Raw genomic sequence first — 22432 nt, forward strand, 5'->3', positions numbered from 1 at the left:
CTTACTCTGTAGTCGTTTGTTCATTTTGTTTTTGAGCTTGTTTCGCTTTAACACGGGCGATCGCGGCAGCAACGGCAATTTTCCGAGGGTCACTTTCTTCGTCAATTGGCTGTTCTGCTGCGGGTGATAGCTCTTCTTGTGCTAGCAATTCGGCTTGCGCGGCTTTTTTGGCTTTAGCACGGGCAATGGCAGCAGCGACGGCGGCTTTACGTGGGGCGACGTCAGTGTCTGCGGTTGCATCAACCGCAGGTTCAGCAGCGGTTTTCGCTTGTGCGGCTTTTTTAGCTTTAGCACGGGCAATGGCAGCAGCGACGGCGGCTTTACGTGGGTCGACGTCAGTGTCTGCGGTCGTATCAACAGCAGGTTCAGCAGCGCTTTGCGCTTGTGCGGCTTTTTTAGCTTTAGCACGGGCAATGGCAGCAGCGACGGCGGCTTTACGTGGGTCGACGTCAGTGTCTACGGTTGCATCAACAGCAGGTTCAGCAGCGCTTTGCGCTTGTGCGGCTTTTTTAGCTTTAGCACGGGCAATGGCAGCAGCGACGGCGGCTTTACGTGGGTCGACGTCAGTATCTGCGGTCGTATCAACAGCAGGTTCAGCAGCGGTTTTCGCTTGTGCGGCTTTTTTAGCTTTAGCACGGGCAATGGCAGCAGCGACGGCGGCTTTACGTGGGTCGACGTCAGTGTCTACGGTTGCATCAACAGCAGGTTCAGCAGTGGTTTGCGCTTGTGCGGCTTTTTTAGCTTTGGCACGGGCAATGGCAGCAGCGACGGCGGCTTTACGTGGGTCGACGTCAGTGTCTACGGTTGCATCAACAGCAGGTTCAGCAGCGGCTTGCGCTTGTGCGGCTTTTTTAGCTTTAGCACGGGCAATGGCAGCAGCGACAGCATCCTTGCGTGAGTCGTTTTGTGTTTCGTCATCAACAGATGCTAAAGGTGAATTTGCTTGTTTTTCAGCTTGTTTGGCGCGAGCTTGTGCTTTGCGAGCTTCTCGTGCGGCTATAACGGCACTGTTATCAGGTAATTCGCCTGAAATAATTTTAATCGGTTCTGTGGTTGTGCTCTGCTTGGCTTTAACTCTAGCCAATGCTGCATTGACGGCATCTTTGTCTGAACTATCAACCTGAACAGCTGCTTTTTTATGGCGCTCTTCACGCGCCAGTTTGTCTCGCTCCATGCGCAGCTGCTTAGCTTCAAAGCGAAGCTTAGCCTCAGCAGCTCGGCGTTCTTCTTGGGCGATTTCACGAATTTCCGCTTTCTCTTGGCGGTAGTACTGGACTAATGGAATATTGCTAGGGCAAACATAGGCACAGGCTCCGCACTCGATACAGTCGAATAAATTATGCTTTTGTGCTTTTTCATGTTCATTTCCTTTACTAAACCAGTAAAGTTGTTGAGGTAATAATGCCGCAGGGCAGGCATCTACACATAAGCCACAGCGAATACAAGCCTCTTCTAATGCTTTTGGCCCCATTTCTTCCATTGTAGGAACTAAAAGGCAGTTACAAATTTTAACGACAGGTACATTGAGATCAGGGAGAGTGAACCCCATCAATGGGCCTCCCATGATCACCATTTGCTCTGGCTCAGGGGTAAATCCTGATTGTTGCAGCAGATGTTTCACGGGGGTGCCAAGACGCGTCCAAAAATTACCTGGATGGGTAATGGCTTCCCCAGTTACGGTAACGACACGTTCAATTAATGGCTGCCCGTCGATAACAGCACGCTTGATAGCGACAACAGTCCCCACGTTTTGCATTAATACACCAATTTGTGATGACCGCGCGCCAGACGGCACTTCTTTACCTGTTAATATTTTTGTTAGCTGCTTAGCGCCACCCGATGGGTACTTAGTTGGGATAACGCGGACAAATATTTGCGGGTCCTGATAGGTTATCGCCTGCTTTAAAGCACGAATAGCTTCTGGTTTATTATCTTCAATACCAATCAAAACTTGGTCAGGGTTTAATAAGTGTTGTAAGACTCGGCATCCCTCGATAACTTCCAGTGCATGTTCTTGCATTAACCTATCATCAGCAGTGATATAAGGTTCACATTCAGCCGCATTGATAATTAATGTTTTAATCGCATCTTTACCTCCGGCTAATTTAGACGCCGTCGGGAAACCTGCACCGCCAAGCCCTGCAATACCAGCTTGCTCAATTTTTTGTAATAACTCAGGCTTACTTAGCTGTGTATAGTCAGGTTCAGGAAACAGAGTACACCAGCTATCATTGCCATCTGATTGAATGCGGACACAGAGCTCTTTTAAGCCTGAAGGGTGTGCAGTTACCATCGGTTCAATGGCAGTAATCGTCCCTGAGGTTGAGGCATGAACGGGAACTGTACGTCCCAATCCTTTGGTTAGCGGTTGGCCTTTTAAAACCACGTCGCCAACTTGAACGATGAGTTCGCCCTCAGGGCCTAAATGTTGCTGCAACGGTATAATTAGCTCATCAGGCACAGTGGCAACACGCATTGGTGCTTGGCTAGACTGTAATTTCATCTCAGGAGGATGAATACCGCCATCAAAATCCCAAATATTATCTTTTTTCAACCAATTAAATAACTTAAGCATGAGTATTACCTCGCGCTTCGGTATAGGGTTGTTGGTTTGGTTCAACGCTAATATTTTTGACAGGGATAGTATTTAAATCCCATTTCCAGTTGGCGGTAGTCGTTTTCACAGGGACAAGCTCAATACAATCGGTCGGGCATGGTGCAACGCAGAGGTCACAACCGGTGCATAAATCTTCAATAACAGTGTGCATCGCACGTGTCGCACCAACAATGGCATCAACAGGACATGCCTGAATGCACTTAGTGCAACCAATACAATTTTGCTCATCAATAATAGCAACTTTACGTACCGGATTTTGGGCGCTTTCATCACCATCAATCGGCTGTGGGTCAACGTTAAGTAATTCTGCTATTTTAAGCATCACTTGTTCGCCACCAGGGGCGCATTTGTTAATCATTTCCCCATTGTTAGCCACAGCTTCCGCATACGGACGGCAACCAGGATAACTGCATTGGCCACACTGACTTTGCGGTAAAATAGCTTCGACCTGCTCAACGATAGGGTCAGCTTCAACTTTGAAACGTAAAGAGGCGTATCCTAAGATCAACCCAAATATAAGGCCCAAAACGGCTAATATACCGATGGCAATCCATACTGACATCATTAGAATTTCACCAATCCACTAAAGCCCATAAATGCAAGAGACATTAGTCCTGCGGTGATAAGCCCAATGGAGGAGCCTTTGAATGGGGCGGGAACATTAGCTACAGCAAGTCGTTCACGGATAGCGGCAAATAACACCATGACTAATGAGAAACCAATGGCAGCACCGAAACCATATACTGCAGATTGCATAAATGTATGGGACATATTGATATTTAATAAAGCCACTCCGAGAACAGCACAGTTAGTGGTGATCAGTGGTAAGAAAATACCCAGTAAGCGATAAAGTGTTGGACTGGTCTTACGAACCACCATCTCAGTGAACTGAACAACAACGGCGATAGCTAAGATAAAACTTAGCGTACGTAAGTATATGAGATCGAGTGGGATTAATATCAGTGTGTCAATTAACCATGAGCTTATTGAGGCTAAAGTCATAACAAATGTGGTGGCTAACCCCATTCCAATGGCAGGTTCGAGTTTTTTTGATACACCCATAAATGGGCATAGGCCAAGGAATTTAACAAGGACGAAGTTGTTAACCAGTACTGTTCCAATAAAGAGTAATAGATAATCAGTCATACTATTGCCTGAAAGAATAAAAGAACAAAAACTGGCCGAAGCCAGTTAAACTATCATTATGATATCAAGCAATTTATGTGATGCTTATCGATCTTGTGTGAAAGTCATTTTCACACGTTGAGAACGTTTTAAATAGGGGACAAAAAAGCCAGCTCCCAATAATGGCCACGCAAGAACTTGCAGTGCTGTATTGTCATCAATAGGTGAGAAAGCAAATGTTTTTAAGCCTAATAATAATAAAACTAACAGCCAAATAGTAAAACGGCGAGGAAAATGTTTCGAACGCGAAAACATTAATTGCAGAACATGAACACTAAATAATGTCATTGCTATTGAAATAGCAAATGAGAGCACCCAAGCCATAGTGATGTAGTTAGTCCAATTATTTATAGTCGTGACAATGTCATAAAATTTAATGCAATACATCACGGTCATGCTGCATACAGCTAAAAAGGTTAGCAATAAATAGATTGCTGGCACCAATAACCAGCCAGTGATACGGTTAGCACTATAAACTGAAGTCATAAATAAACATCCATTATTGCGAAGTTGCGGTAGATAACCTTGGATATTTTACAATCCTATCATAGATTTATTTGCCATTTAATTCCTTCTGATGGTACTTTTTAATTCTATCTAAGTCTGTTTTTCTGTGAGGTCAATATGTCGAAACCGATTAAAGTAGGTATTCTTGGGTATGGCTATGCAAGTAAAACCTTCCATGCTCCTTTTTTAGGGACGTTAGAAGGGTATGATTTAACCAGTATTTCCAGTAGTGACCCGAGTAAAGTTAAGGCAGATTGGCCGGATGTTAACGTGGCTGCATCTCCAGAAGCCATATTTGCTGACAAAGACATTGAATTAGTGGTGATTCCAACTCCTAATGATACACATTTCCCATTAGCACAAGCTGCATTGGCAGCCGGAAAGCATGTTGTTGTCGATAAACCTTTTACATTGGATGTTGCACAAGCAGAACAATTGAAATTGCAAGCCGAAAAAGCGGGAAAACTGCTTTCTGTTTATCAAAATCGTCGTTGGGACTCTGGGTTTCTTACAGTCAAAAAAATACTGCAAGAGGGTTGCCTTGGGGACATCAAGTATTATGAATCCCATTTTGACCGTTATCGCCCAGCAGTAAGACAACGTTGGCGTGAAGCAAATATACCTGGGGCAGGGATTTGGTACGATTTGGGCCCTCATTTGTTAGACCAAGTGCTGCAATATTTTGGTAAACCGACAGCGATCACCGCAGATCTCGCCATGATCCGTCCGAATGCACAAGCAGTGGACTACTTTCATACTATTTTACAGTACGCAGATAAAAAAGTGGTTTTACACGCGACAACCTTAGCGGCAGCTCCAATGCCAATATATGTTATTCACGGAATGAATGGTAGCTATGTGAAGTATGGGTTAGATACCCAAGAAAGTTGCTTAAAAAACGGCGCTAAGCCTGAAGGTGTGAACTGGGGCGTTGATAGTAATACAGGGAATGTGACGCTGTCACAAAATGATGAGTTGATTACTCAACCATGGCCTAATGAAAAAGGTAACTATGGTGGTTATTACCACGCTATTTATAAAGCGATACGCAACGGTGAAGCAAATCCAGTTACTCCGAGTGAAGCTATTGATATTATGAAACTGATTGAAGCTGGTATACGTTCAGCAACAGAAAAACGCACTATCGAATCCATTTTTTAATTTTAAAAGTACTAAAAAGCCAGTCAATATAAACTGGCTTTTATTATGGACAATAAAATGAACCTGTTAGCTAAACTGAGAATCGACCCTTTTTTACTGATTATGGTCACAGTCGTTGTCATCGCAAGTTTCTTTCCATGTGAGGGGGACATAAAAATAGGGTTTCAATACCTAACAACGGCCGCAATTGCACTATTATTCTTTATGCATGGAGCAAAACTATCACGAGAGTCAATAATGGCTGGGATAGGGCACTGGCGTTTGCACCTTTTGGTTTTTGCCAGTACCTTTATTGTATTCCCTATAGTGGGGCTTGGACTGTCAGTTATTGTGCCAGAATGGATGTCTCCTACGGTGTATATGGGTTTTTTGTATCTTTGTGCTTTGCCTGCCACGGTTCAGTCTGCAATCGCATTTACTTCCGTTGCCGGAGGTAATATTGCAGCTGCAATCTGTAGCGCTTCAGCATCGAGTATATTAGGCGTTTTTCTTTCCCCAATCCTCGTAGGGGTTTTGATTGATGCTGATGGCAGTCAAGCCGTAGATACGTTAAATGCCATTGGGGCGATTCTAATGCAATTAATGTTACCTTTTGTGGTCGGGCATTTGGCTCGTCCTTTGATTGCAAATTGGATCAATCGTAATCGTAAATTAGTCAACATGACTGATCGTTCTTCTATCTTATTAGTGGTCTATGTTGCCTTTAGTGAAGCCGTTGTTGAAGGGATATGGCAAAAAATTGATGCGTTCTCCTTGTTTATGATTGTGGTTGTCAGTTGCGTAATCCTATTTATTGTTATTGTGATAAATACCTTAGCTGCACGGTTGTTTGGCTTTAGTAAAGAAGATGAAATTACCATTGTATTTTGTGGTTCTAAAAAGAGTTTAGCGAATGGTGTACCTATGGCCAATGTGTTATTTCCTGCGGCAACTGTTGGGGTGATTTTACTACCGTTAATGATTTTTCATCAAATTCAACTCATGGTCAGTGCGGTACTTGCTCAGCGTTATGCTAAAAGGTTAACCACTAAATAGATATTTTTTCTTATTAAATGGGGTAATGCTTAGTGTATAAATATCATTATCCCCATTATCATATTCAATATGAGTTTTCATTGCAGTTGAGTGCTGTAATATTGATTAAAAATAGCTAACTACGAATCTAAAGAAATTATTACAATATCGTTATTGATGGTCTATCAGCTTAGCGTGATGGTGTCTATATCAAAGAAACGAACGTTACGTAGTCCTATAAATATAAATGCTAAAAAATATTTTAGTTACAACATACTATTTATTGGATAAAAATAAAATTAGCAATAGTGAAATAAATAAGAATGGGCTAACAAGGATACCAGAGAATAGCTAATAAATTGATTTTACATGATTATAATGCGTTAGTGACGATAACTCCTCTAAAGGGCTTTATTGATTGTCCACACTATAAGTGAGTTTTCAAAAATTTCAATAAAGCCCTTTATACGTTAACGAGTTGCTGCTTTTTGTATCAGCTCATTTTTCTCATTAGTCGATAAAAATGCCATAGTTAAACCATTACGCTGTGCTTGTTCAATTTCATTATTTGTCAGGCCAGCTTGTGGGGCCGCAACTTCATATTCATGACGTAATTCAATTCCTTGAACAGCAGGGTCATCAGTATTAATTGATGCAAGTATTCCATGTTGTAAAAAGCTTTTTAATGGATGCTTTTCGAGGGAAGGGACAGTACTGGTTTGAATATTGGACGTTAAGCAACTTTCTATACCAATTTGGTGTTTGGCTAAGTAGTCCATCAATGCAGGGTCTTCAATTGCTTTAACACCGTGGCCAATTCGTTGAGCACCTAATACGTTAATGGCATGCCAAATACTTGCTGCACCCGCAGCTTCGCCTGCATGAACTGTAATGTTTAATCCTGAATCTCGGGCTTTAATAAAATGCGGCTCAAATAACTCGCCAGGGAAACCGAGTTCATCACCTGCTAAGTCTAAAGCACACAGATGGTTACGGTGAGCCAATAGTCCTTCTAATTCGGTCATACAGGCTTTTTGACCAAAGGTACGGCTTAAAATACCAATTAAGTTAACTTTGATATCAAACTGGCGGCAACCCGCATTGATGCCATCAATGATTGCTTCAACAACACCTGCAACTGGAAGCTGATGTTTCATCGCCATATAGTAAGGAGAGAAGCGCAGTTCTGCATAATCAATACCTGCATTAAAAGCATCTTCAACATTTTCAAATGCAACACGCCGGCATGCATCTAAATCAGCTAATACAGCGACCCCCCAGTCTAATTTTGTTAAGAAACCCACGAGATCCGCTTCTTGGCCTATAATTTGAACATGTGGACGTAAGGCCTCCAGCTCAGTAGCGGGTAATTGAATCTTATGTTGCTCAGCTAAGGAGAGAATGGTTTCAGGGCGAATATTGCCATCAAGATGGCGATGTAAATCAGTTAAAGGTAGATGAGTATTTATCACGGGATGATCCTTTTTCTAGTTTCTTTCCTTATTTTGACTTTAGAGCGAGCAAAAGCAATTTAAAATCACGAAAAATGTGAAACGTAGTTAATAATTACATTTATAATGTGATATTAATCACAAAAAACAAAGGACGTAAAAAAACGCCAGTCATTGCTGACTAGCGTTTAATAGTGTTAAAAATGATTAATTAGCTAGAACAGGAGCAGGTTTTGCTTCATGCTCTCACTCGTTTTCAGAAGCTGACATCACTTTCATCTTAGTTAAGAATTCAGCTAAAGTGTATTTATCATTATTGAATGTCAAATCATTACCAGCAAATTTGATAGTCATGGTTAAATCATTTTCACTGTCAATCATCCAAGGTGATTTCTTCTGTTTTGCTTTCTCAGCACGCTCTTCATCTGTCATAAACATTTCGTCAAGCGGGGAAGAGAACATATCTGAAGTTAACATCTGTTGGACGCCAGCAAACTCCGTAGTAACGATATCTTTTATTTCTTTTTTAGCATCAGCATCAACTGGAACACCTTTATCTAAAATCATGGCTTGCGTCATTGATTCAATCAACATAGGTTTATTCAGTTTCATGTTGAAATCAAAAGAAGAAATTAGCTGTTTGAATGCTTCATCAACTTTATTTGACATCGCTAATGCAGTGATTTCGTCTTGATTCCATTTATTAAAAGTCATATTCAAATCAATAGAACTTTGACCTGCTTCATTTTTCCAGTATAAAGGGCTAACCGTGAATACTGGTTTATTTTTCATTAGTTCAGGCAATGTTGTTGTCATCATTTCCATCGCTAAACGTTCAGTGGCATCAGTAGGATCACCACTTGCTAACCCCTCAGCTAATGCTTTGTTGTATTGTTCAACAAATTTACCGAGTGCTTTAGCATCTAATTTTTCAATTGCAACTGTGATTTGGCCAGAACCTAAATTTTGTTTTAATGCCTTAAGGTCACCAATACTGTAAGAAATATTGCCTTTAACATCATCACCATTGACAGAGGTGTCACTTGAAATTTTTAAATCTTTAAATGAAAAATTTGTATCAGGGATGTTGAAATCAGTGTCTGCAATCACAAATTCTTGGGTTCCAGTATAGAAACCGTATTGGGTTTTTTTCACGTTAGAAACTAACTTCAAACCTTTCAACGTCATGGTTTCCGATTTATCGGTTTTACCCATAACTAAATTGTCAGTGATTAAAGATGCATCCACAGACCCGAGATCTGCCGTCGTAGAGACGTCAAATTTGGAACCACTGAAAGATATTGAAACATCATCTTTGCTATAATCAACAGGGATCAACTCTAAACTTGTATCAATGCTTTTGCTGTAGCCAATTACAGCTGAACCATGAATAAAAGGTTTACCTTTTGTTGCCTCAAACAACTCTTTTGTCGTCGCATTGTTTGCTAGCTCAACTTGAGTTGCTGCTAATTTTGGCATTAAATTGAATTTAGCGACTTGTGATAATGGGAAGGGACCATGATCAATATTTGTTTTGAAGATAATTGAATCATCTGGTGATGTAGAATCAGCAGATGTAATCACGATATTAGCGGTAGAGGAAAAAACACCTCTCTCATAACCTTCAACTTTAAAGTTCAAACCTGATTCAGGCACATTTACAGCAAAAAAATCGTTGGTTTTAAGGATCACTCTATCCAGTTCATCTTTTACTTTTGATCCTGTATACCATGATGCACCGGTCCAGACTACACCCAGAGCAACGATAACACCAACCGCAACTAATGACTTTTTCATTATAAACATCCATCCTTTCAGTGCGTTACTAACACACTTACCAATTTAAATAAGTTTTATGTAACCGTCTTTTAGTACCAGAAAAGACGGTTAAATACAGAATATGACACTAATCATTAAAAACTCGGGCAAGTTTACCATCGCCGTCAATGGTAATACTTTTCTCGTAAGCAGGCAGAAAAACAGATTCACCAGAATCAATGCATATTTTTTCATTACCTGAACGTAAAACAAACTTGCCTTCAATACAGAATAAAATCGAGGCGGTATCGTTAGATAGCGTAATTCCCGAGTCGTTAATAGAATATATATTAAATGAAAAATCTTCTACTGGAATATTATATTTCCAGATATTTCCAGATTTTTCGGGAGTGTTTAGTAAGTCATTGGCTGCGGTTGGTTTAAAGTCAATATTAGCAATTAATTCAGGTATATCGATATGTTTATTGGTTAAACCTGCACGTAACACATTGTCGGAGTTTGCCATGACCTCTAAACCGACACCTTCTAAATAAGCATGCGGTGTTCTTGCATATAAAAACATTGCTTCTCCTGGTTGTAATTCAACAACATTAAGAAGAAGTGGGGTGAAAAGGCCATTATCCTCTGGATAAAGGTTCACCATTTGTTTTATAGAATTCCACGGCTCACCTTGACGACTATTTAGAGCTGCTTTTAATACGCCCAGAGCCAATTCTTTTTGTTCTCCCGTTAAATTAAGAAGTTGTGCAAACAATCTAGAAAGTTTCTCTTCTGTCGGATTTTGGACAAATAATTGGATATCAGGATGAGCAGCAGAAATAAAATCAAGCAATGCAGCAATTTCATCGAGTGGTCGAAAAGCATTCATCGCTTTAAACGGCGTTAACGCATAAATTAATTCAGGCTTATGATTATCATCCTTGTAATTACGAATAGGAGAATCAAGAGGAATCCCCGCAGCATTTTCTTTGGCAAAACCGACTTCAGCGTAAGTTTTATTTGGATGCACCTGAACAGACAATGGCTGTGCTGCACACAACACCTTGAATAAATAAGGTAAACGGTGGTAGGTTTGCGCGATTTTCTGACCTAAATAGTATTCAGGGTTATTATCAATCAATGATTTGAGAGAAACGACCTGATTTTTTTGTACATCGAGAACTTCCGAACTCGCTTTTGGATGAGCCCCCATCCAAAGTTCAGCCATAGGAAGATTATCAGGGTTAGAAACCGCGTATAGCTTCGTTAGGGCAGTTTTGCTTCCCCAATCATAATTTTGGATTTTGTTTATCATTTTAAGCATAAAAAAATTCTCTTTTTTGTAAAAATCAACTCATTTCCTTTTCACAACAGTACAATAAGGTCGACCAAGTCTCATAAATTAAATTCAATTTGTGGCATTATACTGCTCGGTTATTTGCTTACCTGCAAGCAGATGATTCTAAAAATCAATTATTCTGTGTATGTACCTAAGGAGATAGTAATGGCAGCCACTCGCATTGAAAAAGACTCAATGGGACCAATTGAAGTACCTGCTGACCAATTGTGGGGCGCGCAAACGCAGCGTTCTTTAGAACATTTCCGTATATCTGTAGAAAAAATGCCTGTTGCGTTAATCCATGCACTCGCCATCACGAAAAAAGCCGCTGCTAGTGTGAATATGGATCTTGGATTATTAGCTAAAGAGCGTGGCGATGCAATCATTGCTGCTGCTGATGAAGTGTTAGCGGGCAAACATCCAACAGAATTCCCTTTGGCTATTTGGCAAACGGGTTCTGGTACGCAAAGTAACATGAACATGAATGAGGTGCTAGCTAACCGTGGCAGCGAAATCCTCGGTGGTCAACGTGGTAATGATCGCCTTATTCACCCTAATGATGATGTAAACAAAAGTCAAAGCTCAAACGATGTTTTCCCTACTGCGATGCATGTTGCTGCTGTGGTTGCTATCCGTGAACATCTACTGCCAGAATTGAAGGTTTTGCATAAAACTTTAGATGCAAAAGCAAAAGAATTTAAAGACATCGTTAAAATTGGTCGTACCCACTTACAAGATGCGACACCACTGACTTTAGGCCAAGAGATTTCTGGCTGGGCTGCAATGTTAGCGCATAATGAAAAACATATTGAAAACGCCGTCCCACATGTTTGCGAGCTTGCATTGGGAGGTACAGCCGTAGGTACAGGGTTGAATACTCACCCTGAATATGCTGTTCGTGTCGCGAAAAAAATTGCTGAATTAACGGGGCAACCTTTCATTACGGCACCAAATAAATTTGAGGCTTTAGCTACGTGTGACAGTTTAGTTCACGCTCATGGTGCGCTGAAAGGCTTAGCTGCATCATTGATGAAAATCGCTAATGATGTTAGATGGTTAGCTTCAGGTCCTCGTTGTGGTATTGGTGAAATCTCTATCCCAGAGAATGAGCCAGGCAGTTCAATCATGCCGGGTAAAGTTAACCCAACACAATGTGAGGCATTAACCATGTTATGTGCTCAAGTGATGGGTAACGATGTTGCGGTAAACATTGGTGGCGCATCAGGTAACTTCGAGCTGAACGTATTTCGTCCTATGTTAATTGATAACTTCTTGCAGTCAGTCCGTTTATTAGCAGATGGCATGCGTAGCTTCAATGAGCACTGTGCCGTAGGTATTGAACCAAACCGTGAACGTATTGAGAAATTACTGCATGAATCACTGATGCTAGTAACAGCACTAAATACGCATATCGGTTATGATAAAGCTGCCGAAATTGCTAAAAAAGCGCATAAAGAAGGCTTAACTCTGAAACAATCTGCACTGAAATTAAACTACTTAACTGAAGCGCAATTTGATGAGTGGGTTCGCCCTGAAGATATGGTTGGTAGTATGAAGTCATAAGCCTTAATTTTATAAAGGCTTAATATAAAAATACCCATACTGGAAATTACAGATGGGTATTTTTTTAGCGTTCAATATACAGATTCAAACGAGGGATTAATAATTCAACTTGTTTTGCTTTAGGTCTATGACGGATTGAAATATTGTCAGCATGGTAATCCGGTAACTCGCCAACCTTGATTTCTGGAATCTCTTTTTCTAATGCAAAAACAAATAAAGGTGTGGCACAGGCATACTGAACCTGCTTTTGTTGTGCTTTATCCCAAACTCGAGCAATGGGCTGTACTTTTACAGGACGCTGGGTTTTCAATATAGCATCGTGGGGTAGGGAGTTGACCAATCGAATTTCATTTTCGAGCTGTAAACGCCAATGTTCTCTAGGAATATGCAATGGGCAACGACCGCTATCTAAGCTAGCCTGCAAACGATCTAGCATGGTTTCTTTTTTAACGTTATTAATGACTTTTTTATTTGCCCATCCAAAATTAATAGTATCAACATCCACTAAGGCGGTAAGGGTACGATAGGTGTTTAGTGTTAATAGCCCATGTAAGCTTTCCCTTATAAAATCAAAGCGTTGAGCTTCATTGACATGAGTAACAATATTTTTTATTTGTGCTTTTAATTCATTGATTTTAGATATGTGCTGACTAAATTCTTGGTATTTTTTAAATTCAGTTTGAATACAAATTGCACCGGGTAAACGAATAGCAGATTTATTACTAACATCTTCAGATTTATTGTGGATAAACAGTAGATTAATCAACTTTATCGTTTCATCTATAGCTTCATAGCTTGCTAATTTATGTACGCTAATGCTTGATACTTCATTACTTTCATCCCCTTTAGCGACATCGGGAAGTGTATAGACTTTGGCTACAAATGCGTGATTACGGGTGTGTTTTAATAACTGTTCACTGAACTGAATTATTTCAAGTTCTAGTTGGTTAAATGCATTAATTAAATCTTGTTTATAAGTCATATATTTAGTTACAACATTCTATACGCTTTAATTACACTAACACTAATAAAAGCATTGTGCAATCCCAAGCTAAACAAGGGTAAAGGTAGGTCACCTCTTACCCCTATAATATTATTAACGAAGATCTGTATCTATAACTTGGTAGAATGCATTTCCGGTATCAAATATTGTCCATACAGAAAGGATGACATGGTAACCTTTTCGGTCGCTTGATATCTCACAAGTATGCTCCACTTCAACAGGGGGTTTCTTGTTAAATCCGTTAACCTCACAGAAAGGGGTTAAATCAAACTGCTGACGTGTTAATGGGGCATTTGGATCCCAATCGGTTTTAGTAACAAAGTACTCCCATTTCGTCGTTTTGTGGGGTGCTGTGAAAAACCACTTAAATGCAATTTTGGTTGCATCTAATTGAACATGCTTCCAGCGCGTAGTTGTTTGCTCATCAAGCTCCCTAAATTTAAAATGTCCCGCACTTGCAATTTTACCATCGTCCGGTCCTGCTTGAGGGAAACCTTTAGAGGCTTCTAGGGATTGTGGCTCGTATTGGATTTGCCCGCAGCCAGTATTGGCTTTTTGTTGGCACAAATATGAACGGCTTTCAGGAAACTTAACGTAACCATGTGACCATACAGAAAAACTGCTGCATAAAAGTAAAGAGCCTAATAATAATTTCTTCATTGTGTTTCCTCGCTATTAAAGTGGATTTATATCATCTTCGAATAGCGAGGAAATAAGGAAGCTTACCTTTTATTAGAAACTAATCTAATGGTCATAACACCCTGATTTCAAACGATAAGCAATGACGATTCCAATAAATAATATTCCTGCAATAAACAATGCAACGCCATTCCACCCAAAGTGAGCCCAAAAGATCCCACCAACAGTACCTGCAATACTGGAACCTGCGTAATAGCTGAACAAGTATAAAGATGAAGCTTGCCCACGAGCACGTTTCGCGCGACGGCCAACCCAACTACTCGCTACTGAGTGGGCGGCAAAAAAACCAGCTGTTAATATCGTCATACCAAGTAAAACCAACCAAACATTCGGATGTAATGTAATGATTATCCCAGCTAACATCATACCGATTGAAGCCATCAACACACTACCTAAGCCGTATTTTTGCGTAAGGCTACCCGTTTTTGTGGCACTATAGGTACCAGTTAAATAAATAATAGATAATAATCCAACTGTTGACTGTGAAAAATAATATGGTGCTTCTAATAAACGATAGCCGATGTAGTTATACATTGTTACAAAACCGCCCATCAATACGAAGCCTTCTACAAATAACCACGGTAAGCCTTTATCTCTAAAGTGGAGGTGTAGATTGACCCATAAATTTTTTGGTTTTAATGAAGTTGCGCGAAAGTGTTGAGAGGATGGCAATAAGCGCCAAAATCCTATCGCAGCCAGCAGGGCTAAAGTACCTAAAATGACCACTGCGACACGCCAAGAATAAAAATCAGCAATAACCCCTGTCATTAAACGGCCACTCATTCCACCGATAGAATTACCACTAATGTATAGTCCCATAGATAGTGCAACGTAGCTTGGGTGAATTTCTTCACTCAGATAAGTCATAGCAACAGCAGCAACACCGCTCAATGATAAACCAACTAAAGCCCTAGCAACTAATATGCCTTGCCAACTTTGCATTACTGCACTCAGCAATGTAAATAAAGCGGCACAAGTCAGAGCGATTACCATGACATTTTTTCTGCCAATGGCATCTGAAATTGGCCCTGTAATTAATAAGCCTAAAGCCATTAAGCCTGTACTTAAAGATAACGACAAGCTCGCTGTTGCAGGGGAGATATTAAAATCTGCGGATAACAACGGCAGGATGGGTTGAACAAAATACAATAGGGCGAACGTCGCAAATCCAACCGTAAAAAAAGACAGCGTAACTCGTAAATACAATGCATCATCTCGCTGAATATAATGTTTTTTAGGTTGAGATTGAGGAGAAGAGTTAGTTTTTCTTCCTTTTGTTTGTTCAGAGGTAAAGCTATCTGATGAGTGCTCCATACATATTCCTTGTCATACCAACTCGTTTGATTTTGATCAAAGAATAGAAATTTTTATTTCTTTTGTCTAATATATTAATTATACAAAATAATACATTAAAGATATCAAACAAATTATGAGCATAGAACTTAGGCACCTAAGATACTTCATTGCTGTTGCTGAAGAACTTCATTTTGGTCGAGCAGCTGAACGATTACATATATCGCAACCTCCTTTAAGCCAGCAAATACAAATGCTTGAAGAAAAAATTCATGCAAAGTTATTAGAAAGAAATAACAGAAATGTCGCATTAACGCCCGCTGGCACAATGTTTTTAAAAGAGGCTTACCAAATTTTGGCGCAGGTTGATGCGGCGTCTACTAAGGCTGCTCGCATGGAAAAAGGTGAACTTGGCGAGTTATCAATAGGTTTCACTTCTACGACGCCATTTATGCATAAGGTCACAATGAGTTTACGGCAATATCGTGAAGCCTACCCAGATGTATCCATTCATATGCACCAAATGAATACAAAACAGCAAATTGCACCTTTAATTACAGGTCGTATCGATATTGGTATTATGCGAAACACGGTATTACCTGAACAGCTAGACTACCAGCTATTATTTAAAGAGCCGTTTATGGTAGCTGTTTATGAAGGGCATCCACTGTTGGAATTTGCTGATAAGGGAATCGACATCCAACAGCTTGCTAATTATCCACTGATTTTTTTTGAGCGAGAGGTAGGAACAGCATTATATGATGAAATTAGTCGGCTGCTCTCTTCTGCTGGGGTGGTTCCAACTATTTCCCAAGAAGCAGGTGAGGCTATGACAATTTTGGGGCTAGTTTCAGCAGGAATGGGGATATCTATAATTACAGAGTCCTTCACTCGAATGAAAATTGATGGCGTGAAATATATAAAACTGACTAATATTAATGCATCTTCTGAGGTTTGGTTGGTTTACAATACACGAAGAACTGTTCCCGCAGCCGCGAAAAAGTTAACTAGCCTTTTGATTTCTAATATTGTGGGTGATAAAAAGTGATCTAATTCACATTTATTATGTATGTGACATAATTCATATACATATTAAGGCATAATAACTTATTGCTTTATAAAGGATTTGAATTATTACCATGGTTAATCAAACAGGTCATATTGACCAGATCAAACAGTTGAATACAGCTATTGTGTATCGAGTTATTGATCAACATGGTCCTATTTCACGCATTGCGCTATCCAAACAATCACAACTTGCACCAGCTAGTATCACAAAAATTACTCGTGAACTAATGGATGCTCACTTAATCAAAGAACTCGAATTTCCTGTACTTGGTCTTCGTGGTCGTCCTGCTGTCGGAGTAGTTATTGAAAGTGACGGGTGGCAGTTTTTAGCAATCCGCATTGAAAATAAAAAAATCATTATTTCGTTGAAAGAGATTAGCGCAATCACATTAGCGCAAACGGAATACCCTTTTGATGTTAATGGTAATGATGAGTTTATTGGCTCTTTATCTGAATTGATTAGTCAATTTTTTGCAACTCACCAAAATGTATTAGAAAGGGTTACCGCCATTAGTATTCTGTCTAACGGGATTTTAGACCCATACTCTTGTGTTATTTATCAACATATTCATTTTAATATCAGCCAATTAGCTATTGGAGAGTATCTGACTAAACAAACGGGGCTACCTGTTTATTTACATTCCCCCGTAGATGCGTTAGCTCTGATGGATCATTTCACCCATTTAGCCAAACGTAGTGCCAAGAATGTAATTTACCTACAGTTACAGGATGTTGTCGATTTGATGGCATTGAACCATGGGATCACTTTAGATGCCAACACTCAGAGGCCTATTTTATTTGGCCATGTTCAATCAGAGCTTAACTTAGATGAAACTTGTTACTGTGGTGGGCGAGGGTGCTTAGAGACACAAGTTTCTATGCCTGCAATTGTGCGACAAGCAAATCAGTTACTGGCCCGTTATCCAGACTCATATTTACACCAACATACTATTTGTATTGATAATATTTGTACTGGTGCAAAAATTAACGATGCACTTTGTGTTTACCTTATTGATAAAATTGCAAAACAATTAGCAAAACCATTAGCAATAATCGTAAACTTGCTCGGAACTGAATTAATTTTAATTAATTCTCCTTTGAATCAAATTTTTGAATTGTTTTTTGATAAGTTACTTCATCATATTAATCAATACACAATCCCTCTGTATTCTACTAATTTGCAGATAGAAAAATCCATGTATACAATTCAAGAAAGTGAAACTTCACTAATACAACGTGCATTATATGATGGTTCACTGCTACTGCAATTGCTGCAAGGTTAAGTCTATTCGATAATCTTTACACTATCGTACACAAAATTGAGCTAACGCAAAATTATCGTTTTCCCATTCCAATACACTGAATCCATATCATTTTTGCAGCTTGTTGCTGTGCAAGTCTGTCACTTCAGGATAGAAAAAGACCATGATCAATCTCTTTATTACCGGGACAGATACAGATGTAGGGAAGACAGTATCGACGCTTGCCATATTGCAAGCACTTAATGGTCAAGGGATTAAGGCGGTAGGCTATAAGCCTATTGCAGACCAGTGCATTGATACCCCTGAAGGGGTTAGAAATAAAGATGCATTACTTATTCATAGCGTATCTAAAGACTTAGTCTCTTATGATGAAGTTAACCCTGTACGGATAACGGATAATTACAGTCATAAAAACAGCATTGACTTTAATAAAATTAAACAAGGCTTAGAGTATTTGCATAGCCAATGTGACATGGTCGTCATTGAAGGGAATGGCGGGTGGCGTTATCTTATTGATGATAATACGTTTTATGCAGATTGGCTTAAAGGCCAACCAGTGGGTGTTATTTTAGTCGTTGGCATCCAACATGGTTGCGTAAACCATGCATTATTAACAGCCGAAGCCATTAGGGCAGATGGCTTACCTCTAATTGGTTGGATGGCAAATCGTATTAATCCAGGTTTAGCCCATTACGCACAAATTATTGAAAGGTTGCAATATCATCTCAAAGCGCCATTAATTGGCGAAATTCCATACTTATTACGTCCAGAAGAAAGAGAATTAGGTCACTACCTTGATGTTGAAAAACTACAACAATTTATAGCGATCCCTGCATAATAAACATAATGCAAGGAAAAAGGGCGCTATCATTAGATGAGCGCCCTTTGTTTTACCCCTAAAAGTCAATTAATGACGAGTATAAATAATTTTATATGAATCATTTTGGCAGTGGCCAACGACTTGTCCCTTAGAAGCGTCAACTTCATCATTAGGTACCGCAACCAAGGTAAAATTATCTACCGGTACACCATTGTTGATAATTTTTTGCTTGATCTCTTCAATTACACTTTCACATGAAGCTTGAGCGAGGACAGGCGCTACCATCAACATAAACAGTGGTACTAATAATTTCTTTTGCATTATACCTCCTTAGTAAACATTTCCATATGAACACAATTACAGAAAAAACTATGGGTTAATTGGACGACCAGTGCTTACATCAAGACAACGCTTAGTACTAGGCTCCCAATAGGCGTTTAGATTAAGACTTTTTTCGCATTTGTCTTTTGCATCAAAAGCCGCATCTATTTTATCAAATTCTTTTTCAGAACGAGTGTTGACCTTTTTACGTAGCATACGCGTTTCATCCCACTGCTCTTTCTCTTGGCGGGCTTGTTCTTTGTTAAGAGAATCATCGCCTTGACCTACAGAAACACATGTACTGCCAGCAGTACATGAGGTTGTAGTTTGTGCAGCAGAAGCTGATGTTACCCAAAAGAGTGGGAGACAAAAACAAATCGCGGTTAAGCCAGTTTTTAAAATTTTATGTGCACTCATGTAAAAATTCCTTACTAAGTAGGATCAATAACTTGAGTATAGCCAAAAGCAGGGCGTTTCGTCATATGGAATAGTACTAAAAATTAAAGCTGTTTATGAACGGTTAAACCCGCAAAAGTTTGGCACACAGGCATCAGTTCTAATAGGTTTACATTCACATGCTCAGGTAATGTGGCTACCCAATAAACGGTTTCAGCAATATCTTCAGGTGTTAAAGCTTCAGCGCCTTTATAAGGACTTGCAGCTTTGTCTCCATCACCTTTAAAACGAACGTTAGAAAATTCCGTTCCTCCCACTAAACCTGGTTCAATATCGGTCACTCGAATTTTTTTGCCTTGTAAGTCTGCACGCAAACCTAAAGAAAATTGTTTAACAAACGCTTTGGTTGCACCATAGACATTTCCGCCCTTATAAGGCCAACTTGCCGCCGTTGAACCAATATTAATTATGTGGCCATGATTTTCGGCTACCATATTTTGTAGCACTTCATAGGTCATATTCACTAAACCCTTCGTATTGGTATTAATCATTACTTCCCAATCATCTGGATTTGCGTCAAAAGCTGGTTCTAAACCCAATGCAAGGCCGGCGTTATTGACTAAGACATCAATATTTTTAAGGTGGGTAGGTAGATTGGTTATTGCAGACTGAATTGCTTTTCTGTCTTGGACGTCCAATGTTAATGGATAAAATTTATCGCCTAACTCTTGATGTAGAGCATCTAAACGTTGGGTTCTGCGCCCTGTACCAATAACGGTATGGTTATTTTGAATAAATTTACGAGCTATTGATTCACCGAAGCCAGAAGAAGCACCTGTTACTAATATAATCATGGAAACCTCAAATTTGTTATTGTTGTGTCAGCATGCCTTTATTCTAACGCCATATAACATTAACTACAAAGTTGTTGTAAGTTCAATATCAGCTTTAGCGTAACATTCCCAGTTACTTCATCCGTCATATTAGAAAACTCTAAGTTGGTATGTCTCAATTAATGGGGGGGCGGACACGTTTAAGAGGTTTTTTTGATTGAAAACAACATAAGTGAAATTTATAATGCATTAATAATCAAAATATAAATTGAATCAAAAGGGCATAAAATGGCTATGGACGATTTTAATGAAGGGTGGATATATTGTTCTAAAAATACTAAACAATCGATACGCTTCACTAATAGTACGACAGAATTCGTAGCAAGTATTATAATAAATGATCTACCCCTAAGAGTAATTAGTTCATCGTTAGAAAGCTCTTTATGACTTCAACTAATTTTAAGCTTAATTTTCTTAGCGTTACTTATTTGTTAATCGACTTATTTTAACCTCTTTTATTTGTCGACATATTTATTTAAAAGCACTACTAATAATAAATTAAAAAGAAGAAAAAGCTAATCAATGGTGCTTATCAAGTTCCACAAAACCGAAAATTCACCACTGGTTGACAGGATTTTAATTATTCGACCTAATGTACTCAATAGGTTAGAACTCAATGGTGAAAGAGTCTTTCAGTGATAATTTATAGGGAATAAATTAGATGAAAACTGTTTGGATTAGTGAGCAATCATTTTTGAAAATGGCTAAAATTGGCTGGATTGATTATAATAATGCGCGATTAAGTGATAATAAGATTCTTGGTGTTAAATTACCTGAAACGCGCTTCTTCTATGGACAAAGAACTAGAAAACCACACATGCAGTTACATGAAGTAACTCGGTTCATCAATGATTATAACCGGACTAAAAAGAATCAACTCGAAAGAGCTTAATGATCGTAGACAAAGTCTAATCAAATGATCTGGTTACAGCTCAGGCTATTTAGTTTATTTATTTTTTAAAAACTTAATTCAATATAGCTGAATTAATATTATTTTTTGCTACTGCAACACATGTTATCACATGTGCTAGAAAGGTTAAATATTTGTGTAAAAACAAACAGAATCATAACGAGATGATTCTGTTTATGAATTTATTTCTTTTTTAATTCATCTAATTTTTCTTCGCAATAACTCTGCGCATAAGAAGCAACTAGCAATTCTGAAAGCATAAGTAATAGTTGAAACATAAAATCTCCATTCATGATTAATGGAAAAACAAAGATAGCATGCTAAATGTTAACGATCAATAAGCAACCTAAAAGGGGACTGGTAAGTTGCAGAGGGACACACTTGCGCCTCTTGTTAATCATTATTAAAAACACTAGATTCCTTCATTTCACACTTGTGTCAAGGCTAAGTTAAAATGTCCGCCTCTCAGCAAAGTTGAAATGACCATCATAAATTAAGTCGTGTATGTTTATGTGCATTTAAGTTAAGGTGAGGCATGACTTAGTTATGAGCTGGTTTTTTATGAAAATATATACTTACCCTAGAAGTCGTTCTCTGAGAGTTTTATGGACATTAGAAGAACTTGGCGTTGATTATGAAACAGTTAAAGTTGATATGTTCAGCGATAAACCTAAAGCTAAATCACCTCACTCACGAGGTAAAGTTCCGTTTATGGTAGATGGGGATGTTTCAATAGAAGAGACATTTGCGATATGTCATTATTTGTGCCATAAATTCCCAAAGGAAAGTTTTTATCCATCTGATATTAAAGAACAATCAGTTATTGAGTCTTACATAAGCTTTGCATTAACAGACTTAGAATCGCCTATCTGGAATTTACTAAAACAACTTGTTTTTGTTCCTGAAGAAAAACGCGTTTTACCGTTAGTTGATTACTTTAAAGAAGAATCTGAAAATGTGACCAAACAATTTAAATTCGATGAAAATAACGAATGGGTCGCTGGTGATAATTTCACTCTAGCTGATATATTTCTGTCGCATACGCTCCTTTGGGCTAGGCTATGCCATATTAGCCTCAAACCTGCTCTCAACGATTATATTGATCGAGCTACTAGCCGGAGTTCATATATGCAAGCTCAAGAAAATAATAATTTATAAAATCAGATAATTAA

21 protein-coding genes are annotated in these 22432 nt (G+C 39.1%); 8 read left to right on the forward strand and 13 right to left on the reverse strand.

From position 1 onward, the window contains the following. Position 1 precedes the first annotated feature (1 nt). From rsxC to ACLPIE_RS03170, 4 genes are all read right to left on the reverse strand, one after another. Positions 2 to 2575 (reverse strand): electron transport complex subunit RsxC, encoded by a 2574-nt coding sequence (gene rsxC, locus ACLPIE_RS03155; protein WP_430259573.1) that lies wholly within the window; start codon positions 2573 to 2575, stop codon positions 2 to 4. Beyond that, on the reverse strand, positions 2568 to 3182 hold the full coding sequence (rsxB, locus tag ACLPIE_RS03160; protein WP_430259575.1) for an electron transport complex subunit RsxB: 615 nt from the start codon (positions 3180 to 3182) through the stop codon (positions 2568 to 2570). The genes rsxC and rsxB overlap by 8 nt, the downstream gene beginning before the upstream one ends. Next, positions 3182 to 3763 carry an electron transport complex subunit RsxA gene (rsxA, locus tag ACLPIE_RS03165; protein WP_430259577.1) on the reverse strand — a complete coding sequence of 194 codons (582 nt, stop codon included), beginning with the start codon at positions 3761 to 3763 and terminating at the stop codon, positions 3182 to 3184. The genes rsxB and rsxA overlap by 1 nt, the downstream gene beginning before the upstream one ends. Before the next feature lie 84 nt (positions 3764 to 3847). Next, positions 3848 to 4288, reverse strand: a complete 441-nt coding sequence (locus tag ACLPIE_RS03170; protein WP_430259579.1) for a DUF2569 domain-containing protein — start codon at positions 4286 to 4288, stop codon at positions 3848 to 3850. Positions 4289 to 4426: 138 nt separating this feature from the next. Here ACLPIE_RS03170 and ACLPIE_RS03175 point away from each other — a divergent pair, with 138 nt between their 5' ends. Together ACLPIE_RS03175 and ACLPIE_RS03180 are read left to right on the forward strand one after the other, a co-directional pair. Further along, a complete protein-coding gene (locus ACLPIE_RS03175; protein WP_430259581.1) occupies positions 4427 to 5470 on the forward strand; it encodes an oxidoreductase in 1044 nt (347 codons plus the stop codon). Positions 5471 to 5527: 57 nt separating this feature from the next. Beyond that, positions 5528 to 6505, forward strand: a complete 978-nt coding sequence (locus ACLPIE_RS03180; RefSeq protein ID WP_430259871.1) for a bile acid:sodium symporter family protein — start codon at positions 5528 to 5530, stop codon at positions 6503 to 6505. Positions 6506 to 6954: 449 nt separating this feature from the next. On the opposite strand, the gene add is transcribed toward ACLPIE_RS03180, so the two are convergent. The 3 genes from add to manA form a co-directional block, all read right to left on the reverse strand. Then, positions 6955 to 7956 carry an adenosine deaminase gene (add, locus tag ACLPIE_RS03185; RefSeq protein ID WP_430259583.1) on the reverse strand — a complete coding sequence of 334 codons (1002 nt, stop codon included), beginning with the start codon at positions 7954 to 7956 and terminating at the stop codon, positions 6955 to 6957. Between the two features lie 225 nt (positions 7957 to 8181). Then, the gene (locus tag ACLPIE_RS03190; protein WP_430259585.1) at positions 8182 to 9732 is read right to left on the reverse strand and encodes a YdgA family protein; all 1551 of its coding nucleotides are present in this window, start codon (positions 9730 to 9732) and stop codon (positions 8182 to 8184) included. Positions 9733 to 9841: 109 nt separating this feature from the next. Then, on the reverse strand, positions 9842 to 11017 hold the full coding sequence (manA, locus tag ACLPIE_RS03195) for a mannose-6-phosphate isomerase (protein WP_430259587.1): 1176 nt from the start codon (positions 11015 to 11017) through the stop codon (positions 9842 to 9844). Positions 11018 to 11197: 180 nt separating this feature from the next. Here manA and fumC point away from each other — a divergent pair, with 180 nt between their 5' ends. Then, positions 11198 to 12595 (forward strand): class II fumarate hydratase, encoded by a 1398-nt coding sequence (gene fumC / locus ACLPIE_RS03200; RefSeq protein ID WP_430259589.1) that lies wholly within the window; start codon positions 11198 to 11200, stop codon positions 12593 to 12595. Positions 12596 to 12659: 64 nt separating this feature from the next. Here fumC and tus read toward each other — a convergent pair whose 3' ends face one another. The 3 genes from tus to ACLPIE_RS03215 form a co-directional block, all read right to left on the reverse strand. Next, positions 12660 to 13577: a DNA replication terminus site-binding protein gene (gene tus / locus ACLPIE_RS03205; RefSeq protein ID WP_430259591.1), complete on the reverse strand. Its 918-nt coding sequence runs from the start codon at positions 13575 to 13577 to the stop codon at positions 12660 to 12662. A gap of 114 nt (positions 13578 to 13691) precedes the next feature. Continuing rightward, on the reverse strand, positions 13692 to 14258 hold the full coding sequence (locus tag ACLPIE_RS03210) for a lytic polysaccharide monooxygenase (protein WP_430259593.1): 567 nt from the start codon (positions 14256 to 14258) through the stop codon (positions 13692 to 13694). A gap of 84 nt (positions 14259 to 14342) precedes the next feature. Further along, positions 14343 to 15611, reverse strand: a complete 1269-nt coding sequence (locus ACLPIE_RS03215; protein WP_430259595.1) for an MFS transporter — start codon at positions 15609 to 15611, stop codon at positions 14343 to 14345. Positions 15612 to 15726: 115 nt separating this feature from the next. On the opposite strand from ACLPIE_RS03215, the gene ACLPIE_RS03220 reads away from it, so the two are divergent. The 3 genes from ACLPIE_RS03220 to bioD all read left to right on the forward strand — a co-directional run bounded on the left by ACLPIE_RS03220 (position 15727) and on the right by bioD (position 18758). Then, positions 15727 to 16638 carry a LysR family transcriptional regulator gene (locus ACLPIE_RS03220; RefSeq protein ID WP_430259597.1) on the forward strand — a complete coding sequence of 304 codons (912 nt, stop codon included), beginning with the start codon at positions 15727 to 15729 and terminating at the stop codon, positions 16636 to 16638. A 91-nt stretch (positions 16639 to 16729) separates the two neighbouring features. Further along, entirely contained in the window at positions 16730 to 17941 is a 1212-nt protein-coding gene (locus tag ACLPIE_RS03225) for an ROK family protein (protein WP_430259599.1), read from the forward strand. Between the two features lie 142 nt (positions 17942 to 18083). Beyond that, positions 18084 to 18758 carry a dethiobiotin synthase gene (gene bioD, locus ACLPIE_RS03230; protein ID WP_430259601.1) on the forward strand — a complete coding sequence of 225 codons (675 nt, stop codon included), beginning with the start codon at positions 18084 to 18086 and terminating at the stop codon, positions 18756 to 18758. Between the two features lie 69 nt (positions 18759 to 18827). Here bioD and ACLPIE_RS03235 read toward each other — a convergent pair whose 3' ends face one another. The 3 genes from ACLPIE_RS03235 to ydfG all read right to left on the reverse strand — a co-directional run bounded on the left by ACLPIE_RS03235 (position 18828) and on the right by ydfG (position 20311). Then, entirely contained in the window at positions 18828 to 19061 is a 234-nt protein-coding gene (locus ACLPIE_RS03235; protein ID WP_430259603.1) for a DUF1161 domain-containing protein, read from the reverse strand. 48 nt (positions 19062 to 19109) lie between these two features. Next, positions 19110 to 19478, reverse strand: coding sequence for a DUF1283 family protein (locus ACLPIE_RS03240; protein WP_430259605.1), 369 nt, complete (start codon positions 19476 to 19478; stop codon positions 19110 to 19112). An 83-nt stretch (positions 19479 to 19561) separates the two neighbouring features. After that, positions 19562 to 20311 (reverse strand): bifunctional NADP-dependent 3-hydroxy acid dehydrogenase/3-hydroxypropionate dehydrogenase YdfG, encoded by a 750-nt coding sequence (gene ydfG / locus ACLPIE_RS03245; protein ID WP_430259607.1) that lies wholly within the window; start codon positions 20309 to 20311, stop codon positions 19562 to 19564. A 700-nt stretch (positions 20312 to 21011) separates the two neighbouring features. Here ydfG and ACLPIE_RS03250 point away from each other — a divergent pair. Both ACLPIE_RS03250 and ACLPIE_RS03255 read left to right on the forward strand, forming a co-directional pair. Beyond that, complete coding sequence (locus ACLPIE_RS03250; RefSeq protein ID WP_430259609.1) at positions 21012 to 21242, forward strand: hypothetical protein; 231 nt, start codon at positions 21012 to 21014, stop codon at positions 21240 to 21242. 579 nt (positions 21243 to 21821) lie between these two features. After that, a complete protein-coding gene (locus ACLPIE_RS03255) occupies positions 21822 to 22418 on the forward strand; it encodes a glutathione S-transferase family protein (RefSeq protein WP_430259873.1) in 597 nt (198 codons plus the stop codon). Positions 22419 to 22432: the final 14 nt, after the last annotated feature.

This window comes from Providencia sp. Me31A (assembly GCF_050487165.1).
Taxonomy (GTDB): Bacteria; Pseudomonadota; Gammaproteobacteria; order Enterobacterales; family Enterobacteriaceae; genus Providencia.

Bases quoted from the DNA above. Each gene is read 5' to 3' on its own strand.
- ACLPIE_RS03175 (WP_430259581.1), top strand. From the start codon at position 4,427: ATGTCGAAACCGATTAAAGTAGGTATTCTTGGGTATGGCTATGCAAGT.
- tus (WP_430259591.1), bottom strand. From the start codon at position 13,577: ATGACTTATAAACAAGATTTAATTAATGCATTTAACCAACTAGAACTT.
- manA (WP_430259587.1), bottom strand. From the start codon at position 11,017: ATGCTTAAAATGATAAACAAAATCCAAAATTATGATTGGGGAAGCAAA.
- ACLPIE_RS03250 (WP_430259609.1), top strand. From the start codon at position 21,012: ATGAAAACTGTTTGGATTAGTGAGCAATCATTTTTGAAAATGGCTAAA.
- ACLPIE_RS03190 (WP_430259585.1), bottom strand. From the start codon at position 9,732: ATGAAAAAGTCATTAGTTGCGGTTGGTGTTATCGTTGCTCTGGGTGTA.
- ACLPIE_RS03210 (WP_430259593.1), bottom strand. From the start codon at position 14,258: ATGAAGAAATTATTATTAGGCTCTTTACTTTTATGCAGCAGTTTTTCT.
- rsxB (WP_430259575.1), bottom strand. From the start codon at position 3,182: ATGATGTCAGTATGGATTGCCATCGGTATATTAGCCGTTTTGGGCCTT.
- rsxA (WP_430259577.1), bottom strand. From the start codon at position 3,763: ATGACTGATTATCTATTACTCTTTATTGGAACAGTACTGGTTAACAAC.
- ACLPIE_RS03180 (WP_430259871.1), top strand. From the start codon at position 5,528: ATGAACCTGTTAGCTAAACTGAGAATCGACCCTTTTTTACTGATTATG.
- ACLPIE_RS03235 (WP_430259603.1), bottom strand. From the start codon at position 19,061: ATGCAAAAGAAATTATTAGTACCACTGTTTATGTTGATGGTAGCGCCT.
- ACLPIE_RS03170 (WP_430259579.1), bottom strand. From the start codon at position 4,288: ATGACTTCAGTTTATAGTGCTAACCGTATCACTGGCTGGTTATTGGTG.
- ACLPIE_RS03240 (WP_430259605.1), bottom strand. From the start codon at position 19,478: ATGAGTGCACATAAAATTTTAAAAACTGGCTTAACCGCGATTTGTTTT.
- bioD (WP_430259601.1), top strand. From the start codon at position 18,084: ATGATCAATCTCTTTATTACCGGGACAGATACAGATGTAGGGAAGACA.
- ydfG (WP_430259607.1), bottom strand. From the start codon at position 20,311: ATGATTATATTAGTAACAGGTGCTTCTTCTGGCTTCGGTGAATCAATA.
- ACLPIE_RS03255 (WP_430259873.1), top strand. From the start codon at position 21,822: ATGAAAATATATACTTACCCTAGAAGTCGTTCTCTGAGAGTTTTATGG.
- ACLPIE_RS03220 (WP_430259597.1), top strand. From the start codon at position 15,727: ATGAGCATAGAACTTAGGCACCTAAGATACTTCATTGCTGTTGCTGAA.
- ACLPIE_RS03215 (WP_430259595.1), bottom strand. From the start codon at position 15,611: ATGGAGCACTCATCAGATAGCTTTACCTCTGAACAAACAAAAGGAAGA.
- ACLPIE_RS03225 (WP_430259599.1), top strand. From the start codon at position 16,730: ATGGTTAATCAAACAGGTCATATTGACCAGATCAAACAGTTGAATACA.
- rsxC (WP_430259573.1), bottom strand. From the start codon at position 2,575: ATGCTTAAGTTATTTAATTGGTTGAAAAAAGATAATATTTGGGATTTT.
- fumC (WP_430259589.1), top strand. From the start codon at position 11,198: ATGGCAGCCACTCGCATTGAAAAAGACTCAATGGGACCAATTGAAGTA.